Genomic DNA, 19,039 nt, shown 5'->3' on the forward strand with positions numbered 1-19,039 from the left:
GGCGCCGGTTAGCGGGTCAGCTTGAGCGTAATGGGCACCAACAGCAACAACAATACAACGCTGCAAGACCTCGCCAAACTGGCGGGCGTCTCGGTGTCGACGGTGTCGCGCGCGCTCAACGACGAGCCGGTGATCAGCGCCAAGACCAAGCAGCGCATCTGGGCGCTGGCGCGCGAGCACGATTATCCATTCCGCCATTACATGCCCGCAGCACCAATCGGTGCCGAGGGATCGATCGCGATCGTCACCCCGCACATGCGCGGCCGGCCCGTGCCGCTGACTCACCCATTCTTCCTCGAGCTGATCGCGCAGATCGGCGAGGCGGCGCGCGCGCGGTCGTGCGACTTCATCGTCAGCCACACCTCGCCGGAAAATTATGACGACCTTGTCCATGCCGTGACCACTAGCCGCGCCAGCGGGGTGATCTTCCTGGGCCAAGGGATGCTCCACGATCAGCTCAACCAGCTCGCGACCTCGACCAATGGGCATTTCGTGGTGTGGGGCGCGCATATGCCGGGGCAGAAATATTGCTCGGTTGGGTCGGACAATATGCTCGGCGGCCGGCGCGCGACGTCGCACTTGGCGCGCATGGGACGGCGCAACATCATGTTCCTCGGCGGCAGCGACCCCGAGGCGCTACAACGCCGCCGCGGCTATATGGAGGGCGTGAAGGAAAGCGGGCTGGAGGCCGACCCCAATTTAATCGTCTCAGTCGAATTCGAGCTCGAAGCTGCCGAGGCGGCCGTGGCGCGGCTGCTCCATCGCGGTGTGGTGTTCGACGGCATCGTCGCGACGAGCGACTTGATCGCGTTGGGCGCGATCCGCGCGATCAAGCGCGCGGGGCGCGACGTGCCAGGCGACGTGTCCGTGGTCGGGTATGATGACATGTTGCTCAGCCGGCTGAGCACGCCAACGCTGAGCACCATCCGCCAGGATACTGCTGAAGCGGGACGCTTGCTGGTTTCCCGCATACTCGATTTCTCCCCGGATCATTTGCCAGTTCACCTGCCGACCGACCTGATCGTGCGCGAATCCTGTGGCGGGTGACGACGTCGCTATGACCTGAGCGCTGTCGGGCGGGCGGCTGTGCCTTTCCCGTCGCCGCCTGCCGATAACCGGTAACGCCGCCTCAATGCGGGTCTCGATAGCGCTATTTCTCGTGGAAAGTTTGGTGACCCCTACGGGAATCGAACCCGTGTTTCAGCCGTGAAAGGGCCGCGTCCTAACCGCTAGACGAAGGGGCCGAGCGTGTCGGCGCGGGGGAGCGGTTAGGGAAAGCGAGGCGATCGGTCAAGCGTTGTGCGCGTTTGTCGCGCTCAATCCGCCCAAGCGGCGTCATCGAGATGCAGTTCGGCGGCGGGACGCGATCCCCAGTCGTCGACTTTGGGTCGTCCGGCGAGCCATAATTTGCGGTCTCGCGGCGCCTGTAAGAGTGTCTGGCCGAGCAACGTGTCGGCCGAGCGGAACGCCATCGCCTTGAGGCTGCGGCCATCGTCGCCGGCGACGATGGCGCGGACATGGCCATTGCCGACCACGTCGACGCGGACGATCCGGAACGGCCCGGCGGCGACGCGCGGCGCCGGCCATCCCATGCCATAGGGGCCGCCCGCTTCCATCGTCTCGCACAGACCGGGGGTCACGCCGCCCGGCGCGAGCAGGGCATCGACCAGCAAGGCGCGGTCCTCGCGTGCCAGCGCCACCGCGGCGGCGAGACGTTCTTCGAGGAACGCGGCAAATTCGGGAATGCGATCGGCCTCGATCGTCAGCCCGGCCGCCATTGCGTGCCCGCCACCGGCGACGAGCAGACCCATCTCCTTCGCCGCCAGCACAATGGCGCCGAGGTCGACGCCAGTAATCGATCGGCCGGATCCCTTGCCTGTGCCGGCGTCGTCTACCGCGATGACGATGGCGGGAATACCGAGCTTTTCCTTGAGCCGTCCCGCCACGATGCCGATCACGCCGGGGTGCCAGCCTCGGCCGGCGACCACGGCGACGGCGCCGCCATGGGGCAGCAGCTCGGCCTGTTCCTGAACGATCGACTCGATCGCGCGGCGCTCCTCGTTGAGGCGGTCGAGTTCGGCAGCGATGGTGCGCGCTTCGTTGACGTCCTCGGTGGTGAGCAACCGCACGCCGAGATCGGCGCGCCCAACGCGGCCGCCCGCATTGATCCGCGGGCCCAGCGCGAAGCCGAGGTCGCTGCAAGTCGGCGCGCGGGTCAGCCGCGACGCCTCGACCAAGGCGGCAAGGCCGACATTGCCGCGCTGTGCCATCACTTTCAGCCCCTGGGCCACGAATGCGCGGTTGAGGCCCTTCAACTGCGCGACGTCGGCAACCGTGCCGAGCGCGACCAGATCGAGCAGGTCGAGCAATTTCGGTTCGGCCCGGCCGGTGAAGAAGCCGCGCCCGCGCAACTCGCGCAGCAACGCCGCGCCGAGCAGAAACGCCACCCCAACTGCCGCGAGGTGGCCGTGCGCGGCGCCATCGCCCTCATCGAGCCGATTGGGATTCACCAGAGCATGCGCATGGGGCAAAGCGGCTGCGCATTTGTGATGATCGACAACGATCACGTCGACCCCGGCCTCGCGCGCCATGTCGAGCGCCTCGAATGCCTGGGCGCCGCAATCGACCGTGACGATCAGCGTGGCGCCGCCGCCGGCGATCCGCACCAGCGCTTCACCCGATGGGCCGTACCCCTCCATCAACCGGTCCGGGATATAGGCAGCCGGCGCGAGGCCCAGGTCGCGCAGCAACCGGATCATTAGTGCCGCAGAAGTTGCGCCATCGACGTCGTAATCGCCGAATATCGTGACCTGTTCGTTCGTCTGGACGGCGTCGGCCAGGCGGCGCGCGGCTTTGTCCATGTCGTTGAAGATCGAGGGGTCGGGCATGAACCCGCGAATGCTTGGCGACCGATTGGCCTCGATCGCCTCTCGCCCCACGCCGCGCGCGAGCAGCAATTGCGTCACCAGATCGTCGGGCTGGAATCCCGGATCGCGCGCGTCGGCGGCCAAAGCGCGCCAGCGCCAGGCCTGGCCAAGAAACGATCGGGAGATGCCGGCGACATGATCCATCGCCAGCGGCTTAGCCGCGTGGGGTCCGGTAGGCTAGGCGGCTTACGGCGAGCGGTCGCCAGACGTCAAACTTGAGTGATGTGCGTGTCGGTCCGACTGCGGTCGAGTTTCCAGCCCGACAGCGTCCAAACCATCGGCCGGCCGCAACCGGCGCACTCGCCGATATATCGGCCGTCCTCAGGACGAGAACTGGCCGGGTCGCGGCGGTGCATCCCGACCGCGCACCCTAGTAATTGCCACGACATTACGCATGCACCTTGTCCCGCACGCTCCGCTAAACGAAGCCGATGCATGCGGAGTTCCGGCGCTGCGGCATTTCGCTCGCCATCGTACCCCATAAGGGGTCGCGCCCAGCGTGAGGTCCCGCGCGGTAGTCTTAATAGACCGCCCAATCGTTCTCGCGGAACCACTTGGTGATGATGTATTTGACGCCCTTCACCACCGGCATGCCTTCGTGCAGCGTCAGCGTATTGGGGCTGCCGTCTGGGTTCATGTTGTTCCAGGCGAGCAGCAGACCGCGGCGGGGCGCGACGCGCAGGCCGGCTTGCGGGAACCAGGTTGCGCCGCCTTCCTCGACATCGTTCAGATAGATCATCGCGGTCCAGGTGCGCTGGCCGCCTGTCCGCTTCATCTCGGCCCAATATTTCTGGTTTTCGTGGAAGAAATCGTGGTGCGCGCGGAAATGCTGGCCCGGTGCATAGCGCTGCCCCTGCATCGTCTCGCCTTTCGCCGGCGGAATGCCGAGCAGATTGGCGATCGAGGTGTCGATCGGTGCAACATCGGGCGAATAGCGATCCATGTCGCAGCTTTCGCTGGTCCGGAATCCGTAATCCTCGCGATCGGCCAGCAAGGTCGACGGACGGCGGTTGCCGTCGATGATCTTGATGAGCATCTCGCACTGCGCGGGGGTGAGGAAGTTCATGTAATAATAGGCTTGGGCCGCGCCGACCATCGCCGCCTGGACGTTGGGATTGGCGTCCAATCGCGCCGCCACTTCACTCCCGACGCGGCCGCGCTCCTTCGAGGTGCCGCCTGAGGGGTTCTTCTTCCTGCCGAACATGGCGCGGTTTCTTCGCGTCTCGCGCAAAAAAGGCAAGGGCCCGGAGACGAATCTCCGAACCCTTGCCCAGCGTGACGACCGTCTTACCAGAAGATGTCGTAGACTGTGTCGACAACCTCGCCGGTGTAGATATCCACCAACAGGGCGTCATTGTAATAGCGCACCCAACGATAGGGGCCGTATACATCCGGCAGGCGGTAATCGTACGGGTCGTCGATCCAATAGCTCTGGTTGAACAGGATCGAATTGAGGATCACGCCGGCCGAGAAACGGCGATAGCCATAGCTCCAGCCATAAGGCGCATAGTAACGCGGCAGCCGATAGGCGTTACGATTGTACGAGCGATAATTCTGCCAGTTGTAACGGTTGTCGTTACGCCAGCCGCGATTCCAGTTGCCGCCACGATCGCGGTCGTTGCCGCGCCAGCGATTGTCACCGCGTGCATTGCCGTTCCAGCCGCGATTGTCGTCGCGGTTACCCCGCCAGTTACGATCCTGGCGATTGTCGCCGCCGTTCCAGTTGCGGCCATCGCGACTGTCGGTGCCGCCGCGGTTGCGCCAGTCGCGATAGCTATCGCGCTGACCGTCCAGGCGCGGCGCCGGCGCCGGGGTCACGGCCCCGTTATTGCCCCCGTTGTCGCCTGCACGGTTGCCGCGATAGCCACGCCAACCGCCATTGTCCCCGCCCCAGCGGCCGCCGCGTGCCTGCGGATTGGCATTGGGCACGGCGGGCGTAGCCGCCCCGCCATTGCCGCCGCGCCAGCCGCCATTGCCGCCGCCGTTCCAGCGGGGAGCGGGGGCAGGGGCGGGCGTTGGCGCCGGAGATGCGCTGCCGCCATTGTTGCGGCCGCCATCGCCGCCACGATTGCCCCGCCAGCCGCCATGGTCGCCGCGCGATTGATTCGAGTTCGCGCCGGCGTCACCGCCGCGACCGCGCCAGCCGCGATCCTGCGCCGAGGCGATCGCGGGCGTCATTGCCGCCGCGGCCATCAGCGCGATAAGAATAGTCCTGCGCATTAAATTTCTCCACTCGCCGGCGCACATGCCGGCCCAACGATAGTCGGGTTCTAGGCGAGTCGCACTGATCCTTTCCTGAATTGGTCTGACAGCCAATTGAAAGAATCGGCTAAGGCGTCGGGGTGAGTGCGGGCACGACGCGAGCCGCGTCCTTCGGGTCGATTCCCGGTCGCGGACCGGTCGCGACGGTGTCGTCGCCGCGCTGGATGCGGCCTGCGCGCTGGATCGCCTCGACCAAGCGGGGATAGACGCCGCAGCGGCAGATATTAGCGATGCTCTGGCGGATCTGCTCCTCCGACGGGCGCGGATTGTTCCTGAGCAACACCGACGCGGCCATGATCATTCCGGGGATGCAGAAGCCGCACTGGCTGACATTCTCGGCCAGGAACGCCACCTGGATCGGATGGCTGCGATCGTGCGACAGGCCTTCGATCGTGGTGACAACACTGCCTTCGATCGATCCGATCGGCACCAGGCACGATTTCTTCGCCGCGCCGTCGACGTCGACGATGCATGAGCCGCAATGCCCGGTGCCGCAGCCATATTTGGTGCCGGTCAGGTTGGACGCGTCGCGCAATGCCCACAGCAGAGGCGTCGCCGGGTCCATGCGGTATTCGACCGGTTGATTGTTGACGGTGAACTTGGTCACGCCCGAAATGTAGGCGGAAACGCGCCGTTTCCGCTAGCGGCATTGTTGCGCGGCCGGGTCGAGGCGATATCCGCTCGATGACCTTACCCACGTTGTTCATTCCGCATGGCGGCGGCCCCTGCTTCTTCATGGACCCCGATGGCGGCCCGTCGGATCCGATGTGGCAGCCGATGGAGCATTATCTCGCCGGACTGATCGATAGCCTGCCCGAACGGCCGCGCGCGATCCTATTGGTATCGGGGCATTGGGAAGAGGACGAGATCACCGTCCATACCGGCGCGCGACCCGAGCTGTTGTTCGACTATTATGGCTTTCCCGAGCATACGTATCATTTGCGCTGGAACGCGCCGGGCGCGCCCGACGTTGCGCGACGCGCGGCAGCACTGTTGCGTGGGGCAGGTTTTACCACCCGTGAGGAAAATGCGCGCGGCTGGGATCATGGCGTGTTCATCCCGATGAAGGTCGCGGTGCCCGGTGCCGACATCCCGCTCGCGCAGATGTCGCTGCGCGCCGATCTCGATCCCGCCGACCATATCGCAATCGGGCGGGCGCTGGCCCCGTTGCGCGACGAAGGCGTGCTGATCGTCGGATCGGGGATGAGCTTTCACAATCTGCGCGCGCGCGGTTCGGCAGTTGTCGCGCCTTCGGCGGAATGGGACGCGGCGTTGACCGCGGCGGTGACAGATCCCGACCCGGTGCGCCGAGCGGAACGCGTCGCCGGTTGGCGGGCGTTGCCGCATGCGCAGTTCGCCCATCCACGCGAGGAGCATTTGCTGCCGCTGATGGTCGCATTGGGAGCGGGCGGCGACGAGAAAGCGGTCCGCGACCATGAAAGTAACGTGCTCGGCTGGGCCGTTTCGGGCTACAGATTCGGTTGAGAGCGTTCTCAATTTCCCTTCACTAGGCGATTGCGGTCGCCGCCCAGCTAGGCCATCAAGGCGCTCCAAACCGGTCTCGGGCCGGACCCCAGGGAGAGTGCTTTTTCATGGCCATGGACACGAGCGCAGCGGCGCCGGCGACGGGAGATACGCATACAGGGGTGAACGCACCCGGCCTGCAGGTGTTTGTTTTCGCGCTGTTCTTCATCTTCGGCGGCATCACCAGCCTGAACGATGTCATTATTCCGAAGCTGAAAGAGCTGTTCACGCTCAACTACACGCAGGCGATGCTGGTGCAGTTCTGCTTCTTCACGGCCTATGCCTTGATCGGCATTCCGGGCGCGATGCTGGTCAAACGGATCGGCTACATGCGCGGTGCGGCAGCCGGGTTGCTGACGATGATGGTGGGCTGCCTGTTGTTCATCCCGGCGTCCAACACCGCCACTTATGGTCTCTTCCTGTTCGCACTCTTCGTGCTCGCGACGGGCGTCGTGCTCGTCCAGATTGTCGCGAACCCGCTGATCACGTTGCTCGGCAAGCCGGAGACGGCGTCGAGCCGGCTCACTTTCGCGCAGGCGTTCAATTCGCTGGGAACGACGATCTTTCCGATCGTGGGCGCGATCTTGATTCTCGGAAGCCTCACCAAAGTCAGCGCCGCGGATCTCTCGGGCCCGGCGCTCGATGCGTATCGTACCGCCGAAAGCCAGGCGATCGTCCATGGCTATCTTGGCCTGGCGGTGGCGTTGGCGATCGTCGCGGCGGTCGTGTGGATGTTCCGGAACAAGTTGAAGGGCGAAGCGCATCAGGCGGGCAGCGGCCTTGCCGGGATCGATCTGCTGGGGCGCCCGCGTTTCGCCTTCGGCGCGTTGTGCATCTTTCTCTATGTCGGCGCCGAGGTGTCGATCGGTTCGCTGATCGTCAATTATCTCAAGCAATCCAGCGTCATGGGCCTGTCCACCGAATCGGCAGGCAAGCTGATCTTCGTCTATTGGCTGTGCGCGATGATTGGGCGTTTCATCGGCGCGGTGGTGTTGCGGTTCATCAATCCGGGCAAGGTCCTGGCGAGCGTTGCGGTGGGCGCGATCGTGCTCATCCTGGTTTCTACCCACACGACTGGCACGACGGCCGGCTACAGCTTGTTGCTGATCGGCCTGATGAACTCGATCATGTTTCCGACGATCTTCACGCTCGCCTGCGAAAAGCTGGGGGCTCGTGCGGCCGATGGCTCGGGAATCATTAACGTAGCGATTTTCGGCGGTGCGGTATTGCCGGTCGCGACCGGCTTTCTCGCCGACGCGACGGGCAGCCTTGCGCTGGCGCTGATCCTGCCGGGCGTCTGCTATGCGATCATTACGGCATTCGGCATCTATGCGCGCAACCCCGCGCAGGATTATGCCGACGCTTGATCACCCTTGCCGTGCCTCGCCGAAGCGGGGCACGGCAAACAGGAGAGGGCCGGTGATGCGAACAGGATTGTTCATGGCGATCGCGATGTCGATGGTCGCGCCCGTAGCCATCGCCGCACCCGCTGACATTCCGCTAACTGGTGCGAACGGTGGCAAGGCGACGACGCTGCGTCGCGGGCAAGCTGCCCGGGTCGAGCTGCAAACCAATGCCAGTACGGGCTATACGTGGAAGGTCGACGCCGATCGCGGGATCAGCGTCACGCTGGTGGCGGCGGTCGCGACGGTCGCCACGCGGCGTGGAATGGTCGGCGCGCCGTCGGTTGCGGCCTATCGCATCGTCGGCACCCGGCGGGGCATGTACCGGATCGTGTTCCGGTACATGCGCCCATGGGAAGGCAAGGCGGTCCGGACGCTGACGTACATCCTCCGGATCGTCTGATTCCTCGTCAGTGGATGCTCAGGCCGGCTTGGCGCCCGGTGTTCCGCATTTCACGAAATGGCCTTTGGCGTTGCGGCACTTGCCGGTGGCCGCGGGCTTGGGCTTCGGACAGGCGATGAAGTGACCCTTGGCGTCACGGCAACGGTTGGCGGCCATCGATGGCGTCGCGACCATCGCGACGGCGGCAAGCACGAAAGCGATCCGTAGCATAAACGACTTCTCCTGCCCGTGAGTGGGATTTGGAGACTGCGCGCGATGCCGACGGTCTGCAAGCTGCCTGTCGACGCGGCGCCAAGCGAGGCGTGAGGACGGACCAGGCCTAGAAAGCCGCGATCCCGGTGATCGCTCTACCGAGGATCAACGCATGGACGTCGTGTGCGCCCTCGTAGGTGTTGACCGTCTCCAGGTTCATGAGGTGGCGCATCACCTGATATTCGCCCGAAATGCCGTTGCCGCCATGCATGTCGCGGCTCATCCGCGCGATATCGAGTGCCTTGCCGACATTGTTGCGCTTGACGATCGAGATCATCTCGGGCGCGAACCGGCCCTCATCCATCAGCCGCCCGACGCGCAGCGACGCCTGCAGGCCGAGCGCGATCTCGGTTTCCATGTCGGCGAGTTTCTTCTGGAACAGCTGGTTGGCGGCGAGCGGCTTGTCGAACTGCTTGCGGTCGAGCCCGTATTGCCGTGCCGCATGCATGCAGAATTCGGCCGCGCCCAGCGACCCCCAGCTGATCCCGTAGCGCGCGCGGTTGAGGCAGCCGAAAGGTCCTTTCAGTCCTTGAACCTCGGGCAGTAGCGCCTCCTCGCCAACCTCGACCTCATCCATCATCACCATGCCGGTGATCGACGCGCGGAGGCTCAATTTGCCTTCGATCTTGGGCGCGCTGAGACCCTTCATGCCCTTTTCGAGCACGAAGCCGCGAATGCCGCCGCCATGCGCGTCGGACTTGGCCCAGATCACGAACACGTCGGCGATCGGCGAATTGGAAATCCAGGTCTTGGCGCCCGACAACGAATAACCGTCAGCGGTCTTGGTCGCGCGCGTGGTCATGCCACCCGGGTCGGAGCCCGCATCGGGCTCGGTCAGGCCGAAACAGCCGATCCATTCGCCGCTCGCCAGCCTGGGCAGATACTTATGCTTCTGCTCCTCCGAGCCGTAAGCGTAGATCGGGTACATGACGAGGCTCGACTGGACCGACATCATCGACCGATAGCCGGAATCGATCCGCTCGACCTCGCGCGCGACCAGCCCGTAGGACACGTAATTCGCGCCGACGCCGCCATATTCCTCGGGGATCGTCGGCCCGAGCAGGCCGAGCGCGCCCATCTCGCGGAAAATCTCCGGGTCGGTCGTCTCGTTGGCAAAGGCGTCGATGATGCGCGGCGCGAGCTTGTCCTGGGCATAAGCGCGCGCGGTATCGCGGATCATCCGCTCGTCCTCGCTCAACTGGTCGTCGAGCAGGAACGGATCCGCCCAATCGAAATGCGCCATGCCAGCCATGATAATCTCCTCGTCTCCCACCGCATTGTCCCGCCCGGCGGCTTGAGGCAAGGGGGTGACATGAGCTTTCGTCCCCGCCGCAGCGCGCTGTTCCTGCCCGCGAGCAATCCGCGCGCGATCGAAAAGGCGAGAGGACTCGCCGCCGATGTGGTCATCCTCGACCTGGAGGATGCCGTCGCGCCGGACGTGAAAGCCGCGGCGCGCGAGGCGGCGATAACGGCGGCCGACCAAGGGTTCGGGACGCGCGAAGTGGTGATCCGGGTGAACGGCCTCGACACCGAATGGGGAGCGGCGGACCTTGCGGCAGTGCGGGGGGCGACGGCGACCGTGTTGGTACCCAAGATACGCAATGCGGGCGACGTCGAAACATGCCGCGACCCTCTCGGCGCCGATACGCCACTTTGGGTGATGATCGAGACATGCGAGGCGCTCGGCCGGTTGCAGGATATCGCCGAGGCGGATGTGCAGGGATTCGTGCTCGGCGTGAACGATCTGGCGCTCGAGTTCGGCGCGCGGCCGGGATCGGACCGCGCCTGGCTAGCGCCGGTCCAGGCAAGCGTGCTGGCGGCGGCGCGGTCGCGGGGGCTGGTCGCGCTCGATGGGGTCTGCAACGATTTTTCGGATGATGCGCGACTCGAGGCCGAATGCGCGGCAGCGGCGGCGATGGGATATGACGGCAAGTCGCTGATCCATCCTCGTCAGATCGACATCTGCCACGCGGCATTTAGCCCCGATGCGGAGGCGATCGCATGGGCGACCCGCGTGCGCGACGCGTTCGCCGGCAGCGATGGTGGGGTGATCCAGGTCGACGGCAAGATGGTGGAAGCGCTGCACCTCGTGCAGGCGGAGCGGATTTTGGGGATGGTGTCGTGAGAATAGCAGGCGTCGAGCTGGGCGGAACCAAGTGCGTGTGCGTGTTGTCGCAGGATGGCGCGACCATCGTCGAGGCGCGGCGGGTCGACACGACCGATCCCGACACGACGATGGCGGCGATAGAGCAAGCGCTCGACCAATGGCGGGGTTTCGACGCGATCGGCATTGCGAGCTTCGGGCCGATCGGAATCGATACCACTGCGGCCAGCTATGGCCATATCACCGCGACGACCAAGCCGGGCTGGGCCAACACCGACGTCGCGGGGCGATTGCAGCGCCGCTACGGGGTCCCAACGGTCTTCCATACCGATGTCGTCGGCGCTGGCCTGGCCGAGGGCCAATGGGGTGCGGCCAAGGGGCTGCGCGACCATGCTTATATCACCATAGGCACCGGCGTCGGCGTCGGGCTGATCAGCCAGGATAAGCCGGTGGTCGGGCTGACTCACCAGGAATTGGGGCATGTCCGTCCGGTGCGGATGGCCGGCGACGATTGGTCCGGCATCTGCTCGTTTCACGGCGATTGCGTCGAGGGATTGGCGTCGGGGCCCGCGATCAAGGCACGCGCCGGCGTCGCCGCCAATGAGATTGCCGAGCATTCGCCGATCTGGCCCCAGATTGCGCATCCGATCGCGCAACTCTGCCATACGCTGGTGCTGACCGGCATTCCGCGCCGGATCGTCTTCGGCGGCGGTGTCGCGCTGGGTGTGCCCTGGCTGCTGCCGATGGTGCGTCGGATGCTGGATGAAAGCCTGGGCAGTTATGGCGATCGCTCGCTGCTCGGCGATCTCGATGCCTATATCGTCCCGGCTGCGCTCGGCGCCGAGGCGGGACCGCTGGGCGCGATCCTGCTCGGACAACACGCGCTCGGCTAGGGGCGATTCAGCGCGTCTGAACCAGAACGCCGGCAACCTGCTAAAGATCGTTTACGGCGCCTTAACCCCGTCCGCTTACGTCTCCGCAATGACCTTGGGGCGTCGTGTACGTCCCGCCAAGCGAGGGACAGCGCGCGGTGCGAATTCTGATCGTCGACGACGAACCGGCAATGCATGACTCCTACCGGCACTGCTTCGAGCCGGTGGCGACCAATCATGACGCGCTGAGCGACATGGCCGTAGAACTGTTTGGCGACGCGTCCGTGCCGGTTTCGGAGCCAGCCGGCGCGGCGTTCGACACCGTTCATTGCAACCAGGGCCTGGACGCGGTTGCAGCGGTCGAGGATGCGATCATCGACGGCAATCCGTTTGCGGTTGCCTTTATCGACGTCCGCATGCCGCCGGGGATCGACGGCAAGGAAACCGCGATGCGCATTCGCGCGCTCGATCCCAACATCAATCTCGTCATCGTCACCGGCTTTTCCGACTTCTCGCCGATCGAGATCTCAAAGGCAGCGGGGCCAGTCGACAAGATCTTCTATATCGCCAAACCGTTCGAAATCGCCGAGGTCGTGCAAACCGCGACCGCGCTTTCGCACCGTTGGCGGGCCGATCGCGAACTCGCCGCGGCAATGGCGAAGCTTGAGGAACAAGCGGTCGAACTCGCCGCCAACGAATCGAAGGCGCTGCACATGGCGACGCACGATTCGCTGACCGAGGCGCCCAATCGGCTCGCCTTCCTGAAGGCGCTAACCGACAAGGCCCGCAGCGGCGGGATGTTCGCGGCGGCAATGATCGATCTCGATCGATTCAAGATCGTCAATGACACGCTGGGGCATCTCGCGGGCGACGAACTGATCCGTGCGATTTACGCCATCCTGCAGCAATCGGCCCCGCCAGGCGCGATCGTCGCGCGGCTGGGCGGCGACGAGTTCGGCATCCTGTTCGACACGCTCGGCGAGCCGGCCGCGGTCATGGCGTGCGATCACCTCATCGCCGCCTGCACGTCCAGCTTCCGGATCATCGGCCATTCGGTCCAGGCATCGGCGTCGATCGGGCTTGCGATCGCCGAAGTCGACGGCAACCGCGATCCGACGGACGTGATGCGCAAAGCCGATCTCGCGCTCAACGATGCCAAGAAATCGGGCCGTGGCGTCGTTCGCGCCTATAATGAGGGCATGGACGAAAGCGTCCGTTTCCGCCGCCGCATCGAAGGCGGGCTGGGTCAGGCGATCGAGCGCGGCGAACTGAGCCTCGCTTATCAGCCGATCGTCGCGGGACACGATATGGAAGTGGTCGGGTTCGAGGCGCTGTTGCGCTGGAACACCGCCGAATTCGGACCGATCAGCCCGGCTTTGTTCATTCCCATCGCCGAAGAATCGAACCTGATCCACGAACTCGGCGACTGGGTGCTCGACGAGGCGCTGAAGGTGCTCGACCAATGGCCGGGGCAATATGTCTCGGTCAATTTCAGCCCGCGTCAGTTCCGCCGTCTGAACTTCGTCGGCCATGTCGTCGAACGCGTGATGCGCGCGGGGATCGCACCCGCCCGCGTGCAGATCGAGATCACCGAAACCGCGATCTTCGACAACGCCGAACGCGCGGCCGAGACGCTCTACAAATTGCGCCAGATGGGCTTCCGCATCGCGCTCGACGATTTCGGTACCGGTTATTCGTCGCTCTACAATATCCGCAAGTTCGCGCTCGATTGCCTGAAGATCGACAAGAGCTTCATCGACGGCATGGGTCGCGAGCGCGAGTCCGCCGCGATTGTCCAGTCGATCGTCCATCTCGGCCACGCGCTCGGATTGGGCGTGGTGGCGGAAGGGGTGGAGACCGATGCGCAGGTCCAGGCGCTTCGCCTCGCCGGCGCGAGCCATTTGCAGGGCTATTATTTCTCGCGGCCGGTCCCGGCCGATATCGCACGCGAGATCGCGCTGGAGCGCTATATCGGCGGCGAGGACGATCTCGACGGCGACGAATTCGCGATCCGGGCGGGCGACGGGACCAACGGCTGATGGTCCGGCTGCGCGCCGCGACCGGGCGCCGATTGTCGTTCGCGTCGCTCGGCGGCAAGCTGCTCCTGATCCTCGCATCGGTAGGGCTGGTTGGCTCGATTGCGCTGACGGTGCTGCTCGCCGTGGTCATCACCCCCAGCTTCAACGCGCTCGAACGCCAGGCGATCGACGGACACGTCCAGCGGACGCGCGCCGCGCTCACCGACTTCGCGAGCAAGGTCGAAAGCTCGGTGCGCGATTATGGCGACTGGAATTCCAGCTACGATTATATCGTCAAGCCGACGCGCGCATTCGAACAGGAAAGCTTTTCGCCGCTGGCGATGGCCAATCTCGACGTCGATGCCATGGCCTATCTGCGTCCCGATCGCAGCCTGGTGATCGCGCGCTGGATCGATCCGCGCACCGGCCGGGAGAATGACGCCCTACGCGACGCGATGGTCGCGGCGATCCGCCATGCTCCACTCGACGGCGCGATGAAGGGAAGCAATTCGGGCCATTTCTATATTCGCCTCGGCAAGATCGTGGCGGCGGTCGGCGTCGCCAAGGTCAGGAAAAGCGACGGCACCGGCACGCCGCGCGGCTATGTCGTCATGGCGCGCCGGATCACGTCGGCGCAGCTGGCGAAATTGCTCCAGGTGCCCGCGCGCCTGGATCTCGATGGCGTCCGTGGCGACCTCGTCACCACCAGTCCGACCACGATGCAGATCGCGGTGCCCGTGACCGGAGCGGAAGGCAGGCCGGTCGCGGTCGCCAGCTTCGTGGTGCCGCGCGACGTGTCGCAACTCGGGCGCCACATGCTCTGGCTCGCGGTGCTGGGATCGACCATTTTGCTCGCGCTCGTGCTCGCGGTGCTGAGTCGGATGTTCTCGCTTCTGGTGCTCAAACCGCTCGGCCGGGTCGAGGGGCATATGCAGCGCGTTCGCAACTCCGGCTCACTGACCGTGTTGCCCCAGGACGCCGCGCGCCGCGATGAGATCGCGTCGCTCGGCCGCAGCTTCAACGCGATGCTGGTCCAGCTCAAGGAGCTGCGCGAGCAAGTCGAGGCACAGGGCTTCGAGCTCGGCCGATCGGAAAGCGCGGTCGCGGTGATGCACAATGTGCGGAACGCGTTGAACCCGGTATCGACAATCTTGTCGGCCGGCATTGGCCAAGGCGCGCCGGTCGAGCGCGCGCTGATCGACCGTGCCTTGGCCGAACTGGTCTCCGCGGAGACTGCGCTCGAACGCCGCGAAAAACTGGCATCGTTTATCGCCACGGCCTTCGACGCCGAGGACAGGCAGCGTGAGGACCGGATCGGTCAGTTGCAGGTCGGTCGCGACGCGATGCGCCAGGTGTTGGAGATCATTGGCGCGCAACAACAGCTCGCGCATGAGCGGCCGCCGCTCGAAGAATGCGATGCGACGCAGATCATCGCGCAGAATGCCACGATCGCGCGACATTCCGGGAAAGGCGCGTCAATCGCGTTCAACTTCCCTGCGAAGAAGCACAAGGTGATGGCCAACCGCGTGCTGCTGAGTCAGGTCGTCGGAAATCTGTTCTCCAACGCCGCCGAGGCGATCTCCGCGGTGGGCGGGTCGGGCAGTATCAATGTCACGGTCACCGACACGAATGACGGTCGTGTGGAGATCGCGATCCACGATACGGGCGAGGGGTTCGATCCGGGCGGGACGCCACAATTGTTCCAGCGCGGCTTTTCGACCCGCCAGCACAAGTCGGGCGGATTTGGCCTGCATTGGTGCGCCAATTCGGTAACCGCGATGGAAGGCTCGTTGAGCCTCGAAAGCGATGGTGTCGGCCGTGGCGCGACCGCGCGTTTGGTGCTGCGTGCCCCGGCACGTGAAACAACGAAGACCGATCTCGCCGCCTGACGGCGTGCTTACTGTCGGGTTCTATCTAGAAAGCGCGGCTCGCTTGCCGTCCTCACGCGTTTAGGGGCGGGAGAGGAGCAGGTGATGACGGACCATTACAAGCGAGGACGGCGGCCGCCGGCCAGAACGGCCATGGAGAGCGCGCCAATCGACGTGCAGCATGGGCCAATCGGGAATGGACCGGGCTATTCCGGTCAGGAATATGACGCGGACGACTTCGCTGCCGATCGCGTGTTGAAGGAGAGCGCGGAAGGACCAAAGCGTTCCACCGAAGCCGCCGATGATCGCTTACCGCCCGAAAACGGCCGCCGGGCGTGGTTCGATGAGCGAACCGGAGAGGTGCACGGAAGCGGCGTAGGCGCCGGCGGCGGCAATCCGGGAGAGGATTTCGCCAGCGATCCGGCGGCTGGCGACGGTTACCCGCAGACCGGCCGCGGATCAGCGGAGGTTAATAAACCGGGCGGGCACTAAAATCGACGACGCCCGCCGACGGCGTCTGCACTGGTGCGACAATCGGCGTCGCGAAGATGAAGTCTCGGCTCGAGCCGCATCGCCTACCCGTCTAGACGGCTCGCCGTGGCGATCGGCCTCAGAGCGGCGACACGCCGAAATATTTGAGCAAGCCGAGCACGAGCAACAGGAGAGCGATCGCTACGATCACATTGGCGACGTTGAAACTGCTGCGTTCGACCACTGTGCGATCGTCGGTACGAATATCTGTCATCTGAACCTCCTACTTGCGCAATAGAACGCGATCGTAACACCGGCGGTTCCGTTGCCGGCTGACAGGGCTTGATCGCTCGCTACCGGCAGCACGCTTAGAGTCAGATCAGCGGCCGTTGCTGGCGCGTATCGAAATGGCCGCGTATCAGGTGAAGAGCCCGGGCCAGCCGAGGCATTTCGATCAGGCCACCGAGCGATATCCGCACTGCCTGATCCGTGCCGGCCGTGACACGAAAACGGCCGCCGGCCACGACCGACAGTCCACTCGGGCGCATCGCATCGGCGAGTTCGGCGCCATCGAGCCCGGTGGGCAGCGAGAGCCAGAGATGATAGCCCTGAGCATGCGCCTGATAGGGCAGTCCTTTCAGGATATCGGCAGCGATAGCCTGACGCCGCATCGCCTCGTTCCGCATCGCCTCGACCAATCGATCGTAACGGTCGTCATCGAGCCAGGTTCGCACCATGGCGGCGTTGAGCGGCGGCGCCATGATCGCGGTTTCGTGAACATCGGCAGCAAGACGGAGCGCGCCGCCGATATCGGGCGCGCGAACATAAGCGATGCGCAATGCTGGAGAGATGGTCTTGGAAACGCTCGCCACGTACCAGGTTCGTTCGGGCGCAAGAGCAGCGATTGGCACCGCGCACGGGGCGCACAGGGCGCCATAAACATCATCCTCAATCACCGTCAGATCGTTCGCCCGCGCGGCTTGGGCGATCGATTGACGCGTTGCTGCATCGAGCGTCATCGCGGTCGGATTGTCGTTGGTCGGCACCACATACAATGCGCGAATCCGTTCCGAGCGACAGGCCGCCGCCAAGACGTCGCCGTCGATCGTCGGCAGGGGGACCAGCCGCAATCCCAGCCGCGCGGCGAGCACCTTGAACCCCGAATAGACGAACCGTCCGCATGCGACGGCGTCGCCAGGGCGGAGCGCCGTGTTCACGATCGCATGAAGTGCGTTTTGCGCGCCGGCGGTAACGATCATTTGATCGTCCGATGCATCGACGCCGGAGCGGGCGATCAGCCGCGCGCCAGCAGCACGGTCCGCCGCACTTCCACCGGTGGGCTGGTATTGCATCCGCAATCCCGATCCATCCGCGAGCAACGTCGCGATGGTATCGCGCATCGCGCGGCCAAGCATATCGCCGGGTAATTCGGGCGGCATGTTCATGCCCGTATCGACCCGCGCGGCATCCTCGATCTGAGCGGGAGAAGCGCCCCGGACGAAGCTGCCGGCACGGCCATGCGCCTCGATCAAGCCGCGTTGCCGGACGGTCTCATAGGCCCTGGTAACGGTGGTGAGGTCGACGCCGAGCCGCGCTGCGAGATCGCGCTGTGGTGGCAAGCGATCGCCGCTGCTCAAAGTGCCGCGCTCGATCGCCGATCCGAGCGCATCGGCGATCGCCAGATATTTTGGCGCGCGCGCTTTGGTCAGGTCGGGCAACCACTCGTCAGTCATCGAAATTGCTGCCTTTGGTGCGGCCATGCAGCTGGTTCCACAGGCGTTCGGTGCCCGCTTCCTGCGACCGGTTGACATATTGCGACGCGACCAGCCAGCCTTTGATCGGCCGTAACGGCACCAGGCAACCCGCCACCATGATCGGCACCGACGTGACCAAATGAACCCATATCGGCGGGTTGTATGCCACTTGAATCCATACAACAATGAAGATCAGGGGCAAGGCGATCAGACATAAGGAAAAGAATGCGGGGCCATCGTCAGGCGCCGCGAACCGGTAATCCAATCCGCAACACTCGCAAGTATCGGTGACCTTCAACCACGATCTGAACATATGCCCCTTGCCACACCGTGGGCAGAGTCCCTTCCAACCCGTTTCGATGATCCAGCGGAACTTGTCGTTGCTATTTTGTACGGGTGGCATTTCGGGTGTCTCGGCACTGTATGGATATCGATCCATACATAGTGCAACTTTGCCCGCAGCGCGAGGGCTTTTGAGCTGCAAAACGCCGACAGGCGACTGCACTCCATGCATCGGGGGACCGATGCTGAGATGGGCTTGCGGGAGACGATCTCACGGCTGGTCGCGTTTAGGTCGCGATATCGGATGAACCGCGTGCCGGCGTCTTGCCGCTGCAACAGGCCGAGCGTATCGCTTCGCCAGCGAACCGAAAAAGCGGCGCGATCGAAGGGGTGTCTGGAAGGAACCCTTATGCGTTTCGCGTTTTCGCCCGCCGCCATCTGGACCATTATCGACAGCGCGAGAAATTGGCGGATCGCGCGCGATGCCGGCGATCCCGTTCAGCCGAGTCTGTACCGACGGCTCGAACGCTTCGGCGCTGGCCTGCTCGCGCCGGTCTTCGATAGCGTAATGACTCTGTTCGAGGCGGGCTTCCGGCGGCGTTTCCGTGCCGGCAGCCTGCTGGATATCGGATTATCGCGCGACGAACGTCATTTGCTCGCCCTGCTGGAGGGAGCCGACGCCAGCGCGATCGAGCGGTTCGACCCCAGCCTCGCGAGCACGATGCGAATAGCGCTCAGCTCCGCCCGGATCATGCTGTTGTCGGTCATCGGGGAGGTGATCGGGGTTCCATCCGCACCGGCATCGACCCCACTTTTCTTTCCGGCGACGGCTGCACAGCGGGTGCCGATATCCAACGCCCTTCACGTCTATTTCAAGCAATAATCAAACAGTCGCGGCC

General features: G+C 64.6%; 19 protein-coding genes and 1 tRNA gene. 10 read left to right on the forward strand and 10 right to left on the reverse strand.

The features are described from left to right. The first annotated feature begins 30 nt into the window (after positions 1-30). Entirely contained in the window at positions 31-1,047 is a 1,017-nt protein-coding gene (locus AC1DRD_RS05285; RefSeq protein ID WP_478029017.1) for a LacI family DNA-binding transcriptional regulator, read from the forward strand. Between the two features lie 122 nt (positions 1,048-1,169). On the opposite strand, the gene AC1DRD_RS05290 is transcribed toward AC1DRD_RS05285, so the two are convergent. The 5 genes from AC1DRD_RS05290 to AC1DRD_RS05310 all read right to left on the reverse strand — a co-directional run bounded on the left by AC1DRD_RS05290 (position 1,170) and on the right by AC1DRD_RS05310 (position 5,796). Then, a tRNA-Glu gene (locus tag AC1DRD_RS05290) sits at positions 1,170-1,244 on the reverse strand. A 72-nt stretch (positions 1,245-1,316) separates the two neighbouring features. Next, positions 1,317-3,071, reverse strand: a complete 1,755-nt coding sequence (gene recJ, locus AC1DRD_RS05295; RefSeq protein ID WP_478040578.1) for a single-stranded-DNA-specific exonuclease RecJ — start codon at positions 3,069-3,071, stop codon at positions 1,317-1,319. 376 nt (positions 3,072-3,447) lie between these two features. Then, positions 3,448-4,131, reverse strand: coding sequence for a prolyl hydroxylase family protein (locus AC1DRD_RS05300; RefSeq protein WP_066816337.1), 684 nt, complete (start codon positions 4,129-4,131; stop codon positions 3,448-3,450). An 83-nt stretch (positions 4,132-4,214) separates the two neighbouring features. After that, entirely contained in the window at positions 4,215-5,147 is a 933-nt protein-coding gene (locus AC1DRD_RS05305; protein ID WP_478040579.1) for an RcnB family protein, read from the reverse strand. A gap of 109 nt (positions 5,148-5,256) precedes the next feature. Continuing rightward, positions 5,257-5,796, reverse strand: coding sequence for a (2Fe-2S)-binding protein (locus AC1DRD_RS05310; protein ID WP_478040580.1), 540 nt, complete (start codon positions 5,794-5,796; stop codon positions 5,257-5,259). Positions 5,797-5,873: 77 nt separating this feature from the next. On the opposite strand from AC1DRD_RS05310, the gene AC1DRD_RS05315 reads away from it, so the two are divergent. The 3 genes from AC1DRD_RS05315 to AC1DRD_RS05325 all read left to right on the forward strand — a co-directional run bounded on the left by AC1DRD_RS05315 (position 5,874) and on the right by AC1DRD_RS05325 (position 8,519). Then, a complete protein-coding gene (locus tag AC1DRD_RS05315) occupies positions 5,874-6,674 on the forward strand; it encodes a DODA-type extradiol aromatic ring-opening family dioxygenase (RefSeq protein ID WP_478040581.1) in 801 nt (266 codons plus the stop codon). 107 nt (positions 6,675-6,781) lie between these two features. After that, positions 6,782-8,080, forward strand: coding sequence for a sugar MFS transporter (locus tag AC1DRD_RS05320; RefSeq protein ID WP_478040582.1), 1,299 nt, complete (start codon positions 6,782-6,784; stop codon positions 8,078-8,080). Between the two features lie 55 nt (positions 8,081-8,135). After that, positions 8,136-8,519 carry a protease inhibitor I42 family protein gene (locus AC1DRD_RS05325; protein WP_478040615.1) on the forward strand — a complete coding sequence of 128 codons (384 nt, stop codon included), beginning with the start codon at positions 8,136-8,138 and terminating at the stop codon, positions 8,517-8,519. A gap of 18 nt (positions 8,520-8,537) precedes the next feature. On the opposite strand, the gene AC1DRD_RS05330 is transcribed toward AC1DRD_RS05325, so the two are convergent. Together AC1DRD_RS05330 and AC1DRD_RS05335 are read right to left on the reverse strand one after the other, a co-directional pair. Continuing rightward, positions 8,538-8,729 carry a hypothetical protein gene (locus tag AC1DRD_RS05330; protein WP_478028644.1) on the reverse strand — a complete coding sequence of 64 codons (192 nt, stop codon included), beginning with the start codon at positions 8,727-8,729 and terminating at the stop codon, positions 8,538-8,540. Between the two features lie 109 nt (positions 8,730-8,838). Then, positions 8,839-10,023 (reverse strand): acyl-CoA dehydrogenase, encoded by a 1,185-nt coding sequence (locus AC1DRD_RS05335; RefSeq protein ID WP_478040583.1) that lies wholly within the window; start codon positions 10,021-10,023, stop codon positions 8,839-8,841. A gap of 60 nt (positions 10,024-10,083) precedes the next feature. Between AC1DRD_RS05335 and AC1DRD_RS05340 the strand changes: the two genes are divergently transcribed. From AC1DRD_RS05340 to AC1DRD_RS05360, 5 genes are all read left to right on the forward strand, one after another. Further along, a complete protein-coding gene (locus tag AC1DRD_RS05340) occupies positions 10,084-10,896 on the forward strand; it encodes an HpcH/HpaI aldolase/citrate lyase family protein (protein WP_478040584.1) in 813 nt (270 codons plus the stop codon). Continuing rightward, positions 10,893-11,768, forward strand: a complete 876-nt coding sequence (locus AC1DRD_RS05345; protein WP_478040585.1) for an ROK family protein — start codon at positions 10,893-10,895, stop codon at positions 11,766-11,768. The genes AC1DRD_RS05340 and AC1DRD_RS05345 overlap by 4 nt, the downstream gene beginning before the upstream one ends. A gap of 137 nt (positions 11,769-11,905) precedes the next feature. Further along, positions 11,906-13,786, forward strand: coding sequence for a GGDEF/EAL domain-containing response regulator (locus AC1DRD_RS05350; protein WP_478040586.1), 1,881 nt, complete (start codon positions 11,906-11,908; stop codon positions 13,784-13,786). Continuing rightward, positions 13,786-15,654: a CHASE4 domain-containing protein gene (locus AC1DRD_RS05355; RefSeq protein WP_478040587.1), complete on the forward strand. Its 1,869-nt coding sequence runs from the start codon at positions 13,786-13,788 to the stop codon at positions 15,652-15,654. The genes AC1DRD_RS05350 and AC1DRD_RS05355 overlap by 1 nt, the downstream gene beginning before the upstream one ends. Before the next feature lie 84 nt (positions 15,655-15,738). After that, positions 15,739-16,125, forward strand: coding sequence for a hypothetical protein (locus AC1DRD_RS05360; RefSeq protein ID WP_478040588.1), 387 nt, complete (start codon positions 15,739-15,741; stop codon positions 16,123-16,125). A gap of 118 nt (positions 16,126-16,243) precedes the next feature. On the opposite strand, the gene AC1DRD_RS05365 is transcribed toward AC1DRD_RS05360, so the two are convergent. From AC1DRD_RS05365 to AC1DRD_RS05375, 3 genes are all read right to left on the reverse strand, one after another. Continuing rightward, positions 16,244-16,378, reverse strand: coding sequence for a hypothetical protein (locus AC1DRD_RS05365; protein ID WP_478028650.1), 135 nt, complete (start codon positions 16,376-16,378; stop codon positions 16,244-16,246). Between the two features lie 100 nt (positions 16,379-16,478). Next, on the reverse strand, positions 16,479-17,837 hold the full coding sequence (locus AC1DRD_RS05370) for an aminotransferase-like domain-containing protein (RefSeq protein ID WP_478040589.1): 1,359 nt from the start codon (positions 17,835-17,837) through the stop codon (positions 16,479-16,481). Continuing rightward, complete coding sequence (locus tag AC1DRD_RS05375; protein WP_478028652.1) at positions 17,830-18,261, reverse strand: DUF983 domain-containing protein; 432 nt, start codon at positions 18,259-18,261, stop codon at positions 17,830-17,832. Before AC1DRD_RS05375 ends, AC1DRD_RS05370 begins: the two co-directional genes overlap by 8 nt. Positions 18,262-18,549: 288 nt before the next feature. Here AC1DRD_RS05375 and AC1DRD_RS05380 point away from each other — a divergent pair, with 288 nt between their 5' ends. Then, positions 18,550-19,023, forward strand: a complete 474-nt coding sequence (locus AC1DRD_RS05380; RefSeq protein WP_478040590.1) for a hypothetical protein — start codon at positions 18,550-18,552, stop codon at positions 19,021-19,023. Positions 19,024-19,039 lie beyond the last annotated feature (16 nt).

The sequence above is a fragment of the Sphingomonas sp. P4_G2 genome (assembly GCF_056401155.1).

Coding starts and splice junctions, on each gene's coding strand:
- AC1DRD_RS05335 (WP_478040583.1), bottom strand. CDS start 10,023: ATGGCTGGCATGGCGCATTTCGATTGGGCGGATCCGTTCCTGCTCGAC.
- AC1DRD_RS05375 (WP_478028652.1), bottom strand. CDS start 18,261: ATGCCACCCGTACAAAATAGCAACGACAAGTTCCGCTGGATCATCGAA.
- AC1DRD_RS05305 (WP_478040579.1), bottom strand. CDS start 5,147: ATGCGCAGGACTATTCTTATCGCGCTGATGGCCGCGGCGGCAATGACG.
- AC1DRD_RS05380 (WP_478040590.1), top strand. CDS start 18,550: ATGCGTTTCGCGTTTTCGCCCGCCGCCATCTGGACCATTATCGACAGC.
- AC1DRD_RS05300 (WP_066816337.1), bottom strand. CDS start 4,131: ATGTTCGGCAGGAAGAAGAACCCCTCAGGCGGCACCTCGAAGGAGCGC.
- AC1DRD_RS05325 (WP_478040615.1), top strand. CDS start 8,136: ATGCGAACAGGATTGTTCATGGCGATCGCGATGTCGATGGTCGCGCCC.
- AC1DRD_RS05315 (WP_478040581.1), top strand. CDS start 5,874: ATGACCTTACCCACGTTGTTCATTCCGCATGGCGGCGGCCCCTGCTTC.
- AC1DRD_RS05360 (WP_478040588.1), top strand. CDS start 15,739: ATGACGGACCATTACAAGCGAGGACGGCGGCCGCCGGCCAGAACGGCC.
- AC1DRD_RS05330 (WP_478028644.1), bottom strand. CDS start 8,729: ATGCTACGGATCGCTTTCGTGCTTGCCGCCGTCGCGATGGTCGCGACG.
- AC1DRD_RS05370 (WP_478040589.1), bottom strand. CDS start 17,837: ATGACTGACGAGTGGTTGCCCGACCTGACCAAAGCGCGCGCGCCAAAA.
- AC1DRD_RS05285 (WP_478029017.1), top strand. CDS start 31: ATGGGCACCAACAGCAACAACAATACAACGCTGCAAGACCTCGCCAAA.
- recJ (WP_478040578.1), bottom strand. CDS start 3,071: ATGGATCATGTCGCCGGCATCTCCCGATCGTTTCTTGGCCAGGCCTGG.
- AC1DRD_RS05340 (WP_478040584.1), top strand. CDS start 10,084: ATGAGCTTTCGTCCCCGCCGCAGCGCGCTGTTCCTGCCCGCGAGCAAT.
- AC1DRD_RS05320 (WP_478040582.1), top strand. CDS start 6,782: ATGGCCATGGACACGAGCGCAGCGGCGCCGGCGACGGGAGATACGCAT.
- AC1DRD_RS05365 (WP_478028650.1), bottom strand. CDS start 16,378: ATGACAGATATTCGTACCGACGATCGCACAGTGGTCGAACGCAGCAGT.
- AC1DRD_RS05355 (WP_478040587.1), top strand. CDS start 13,786: ATGGTCCGGCTGCGCGCCGCGACCGGGCGCCGATTGTCGTTCGCGTCG.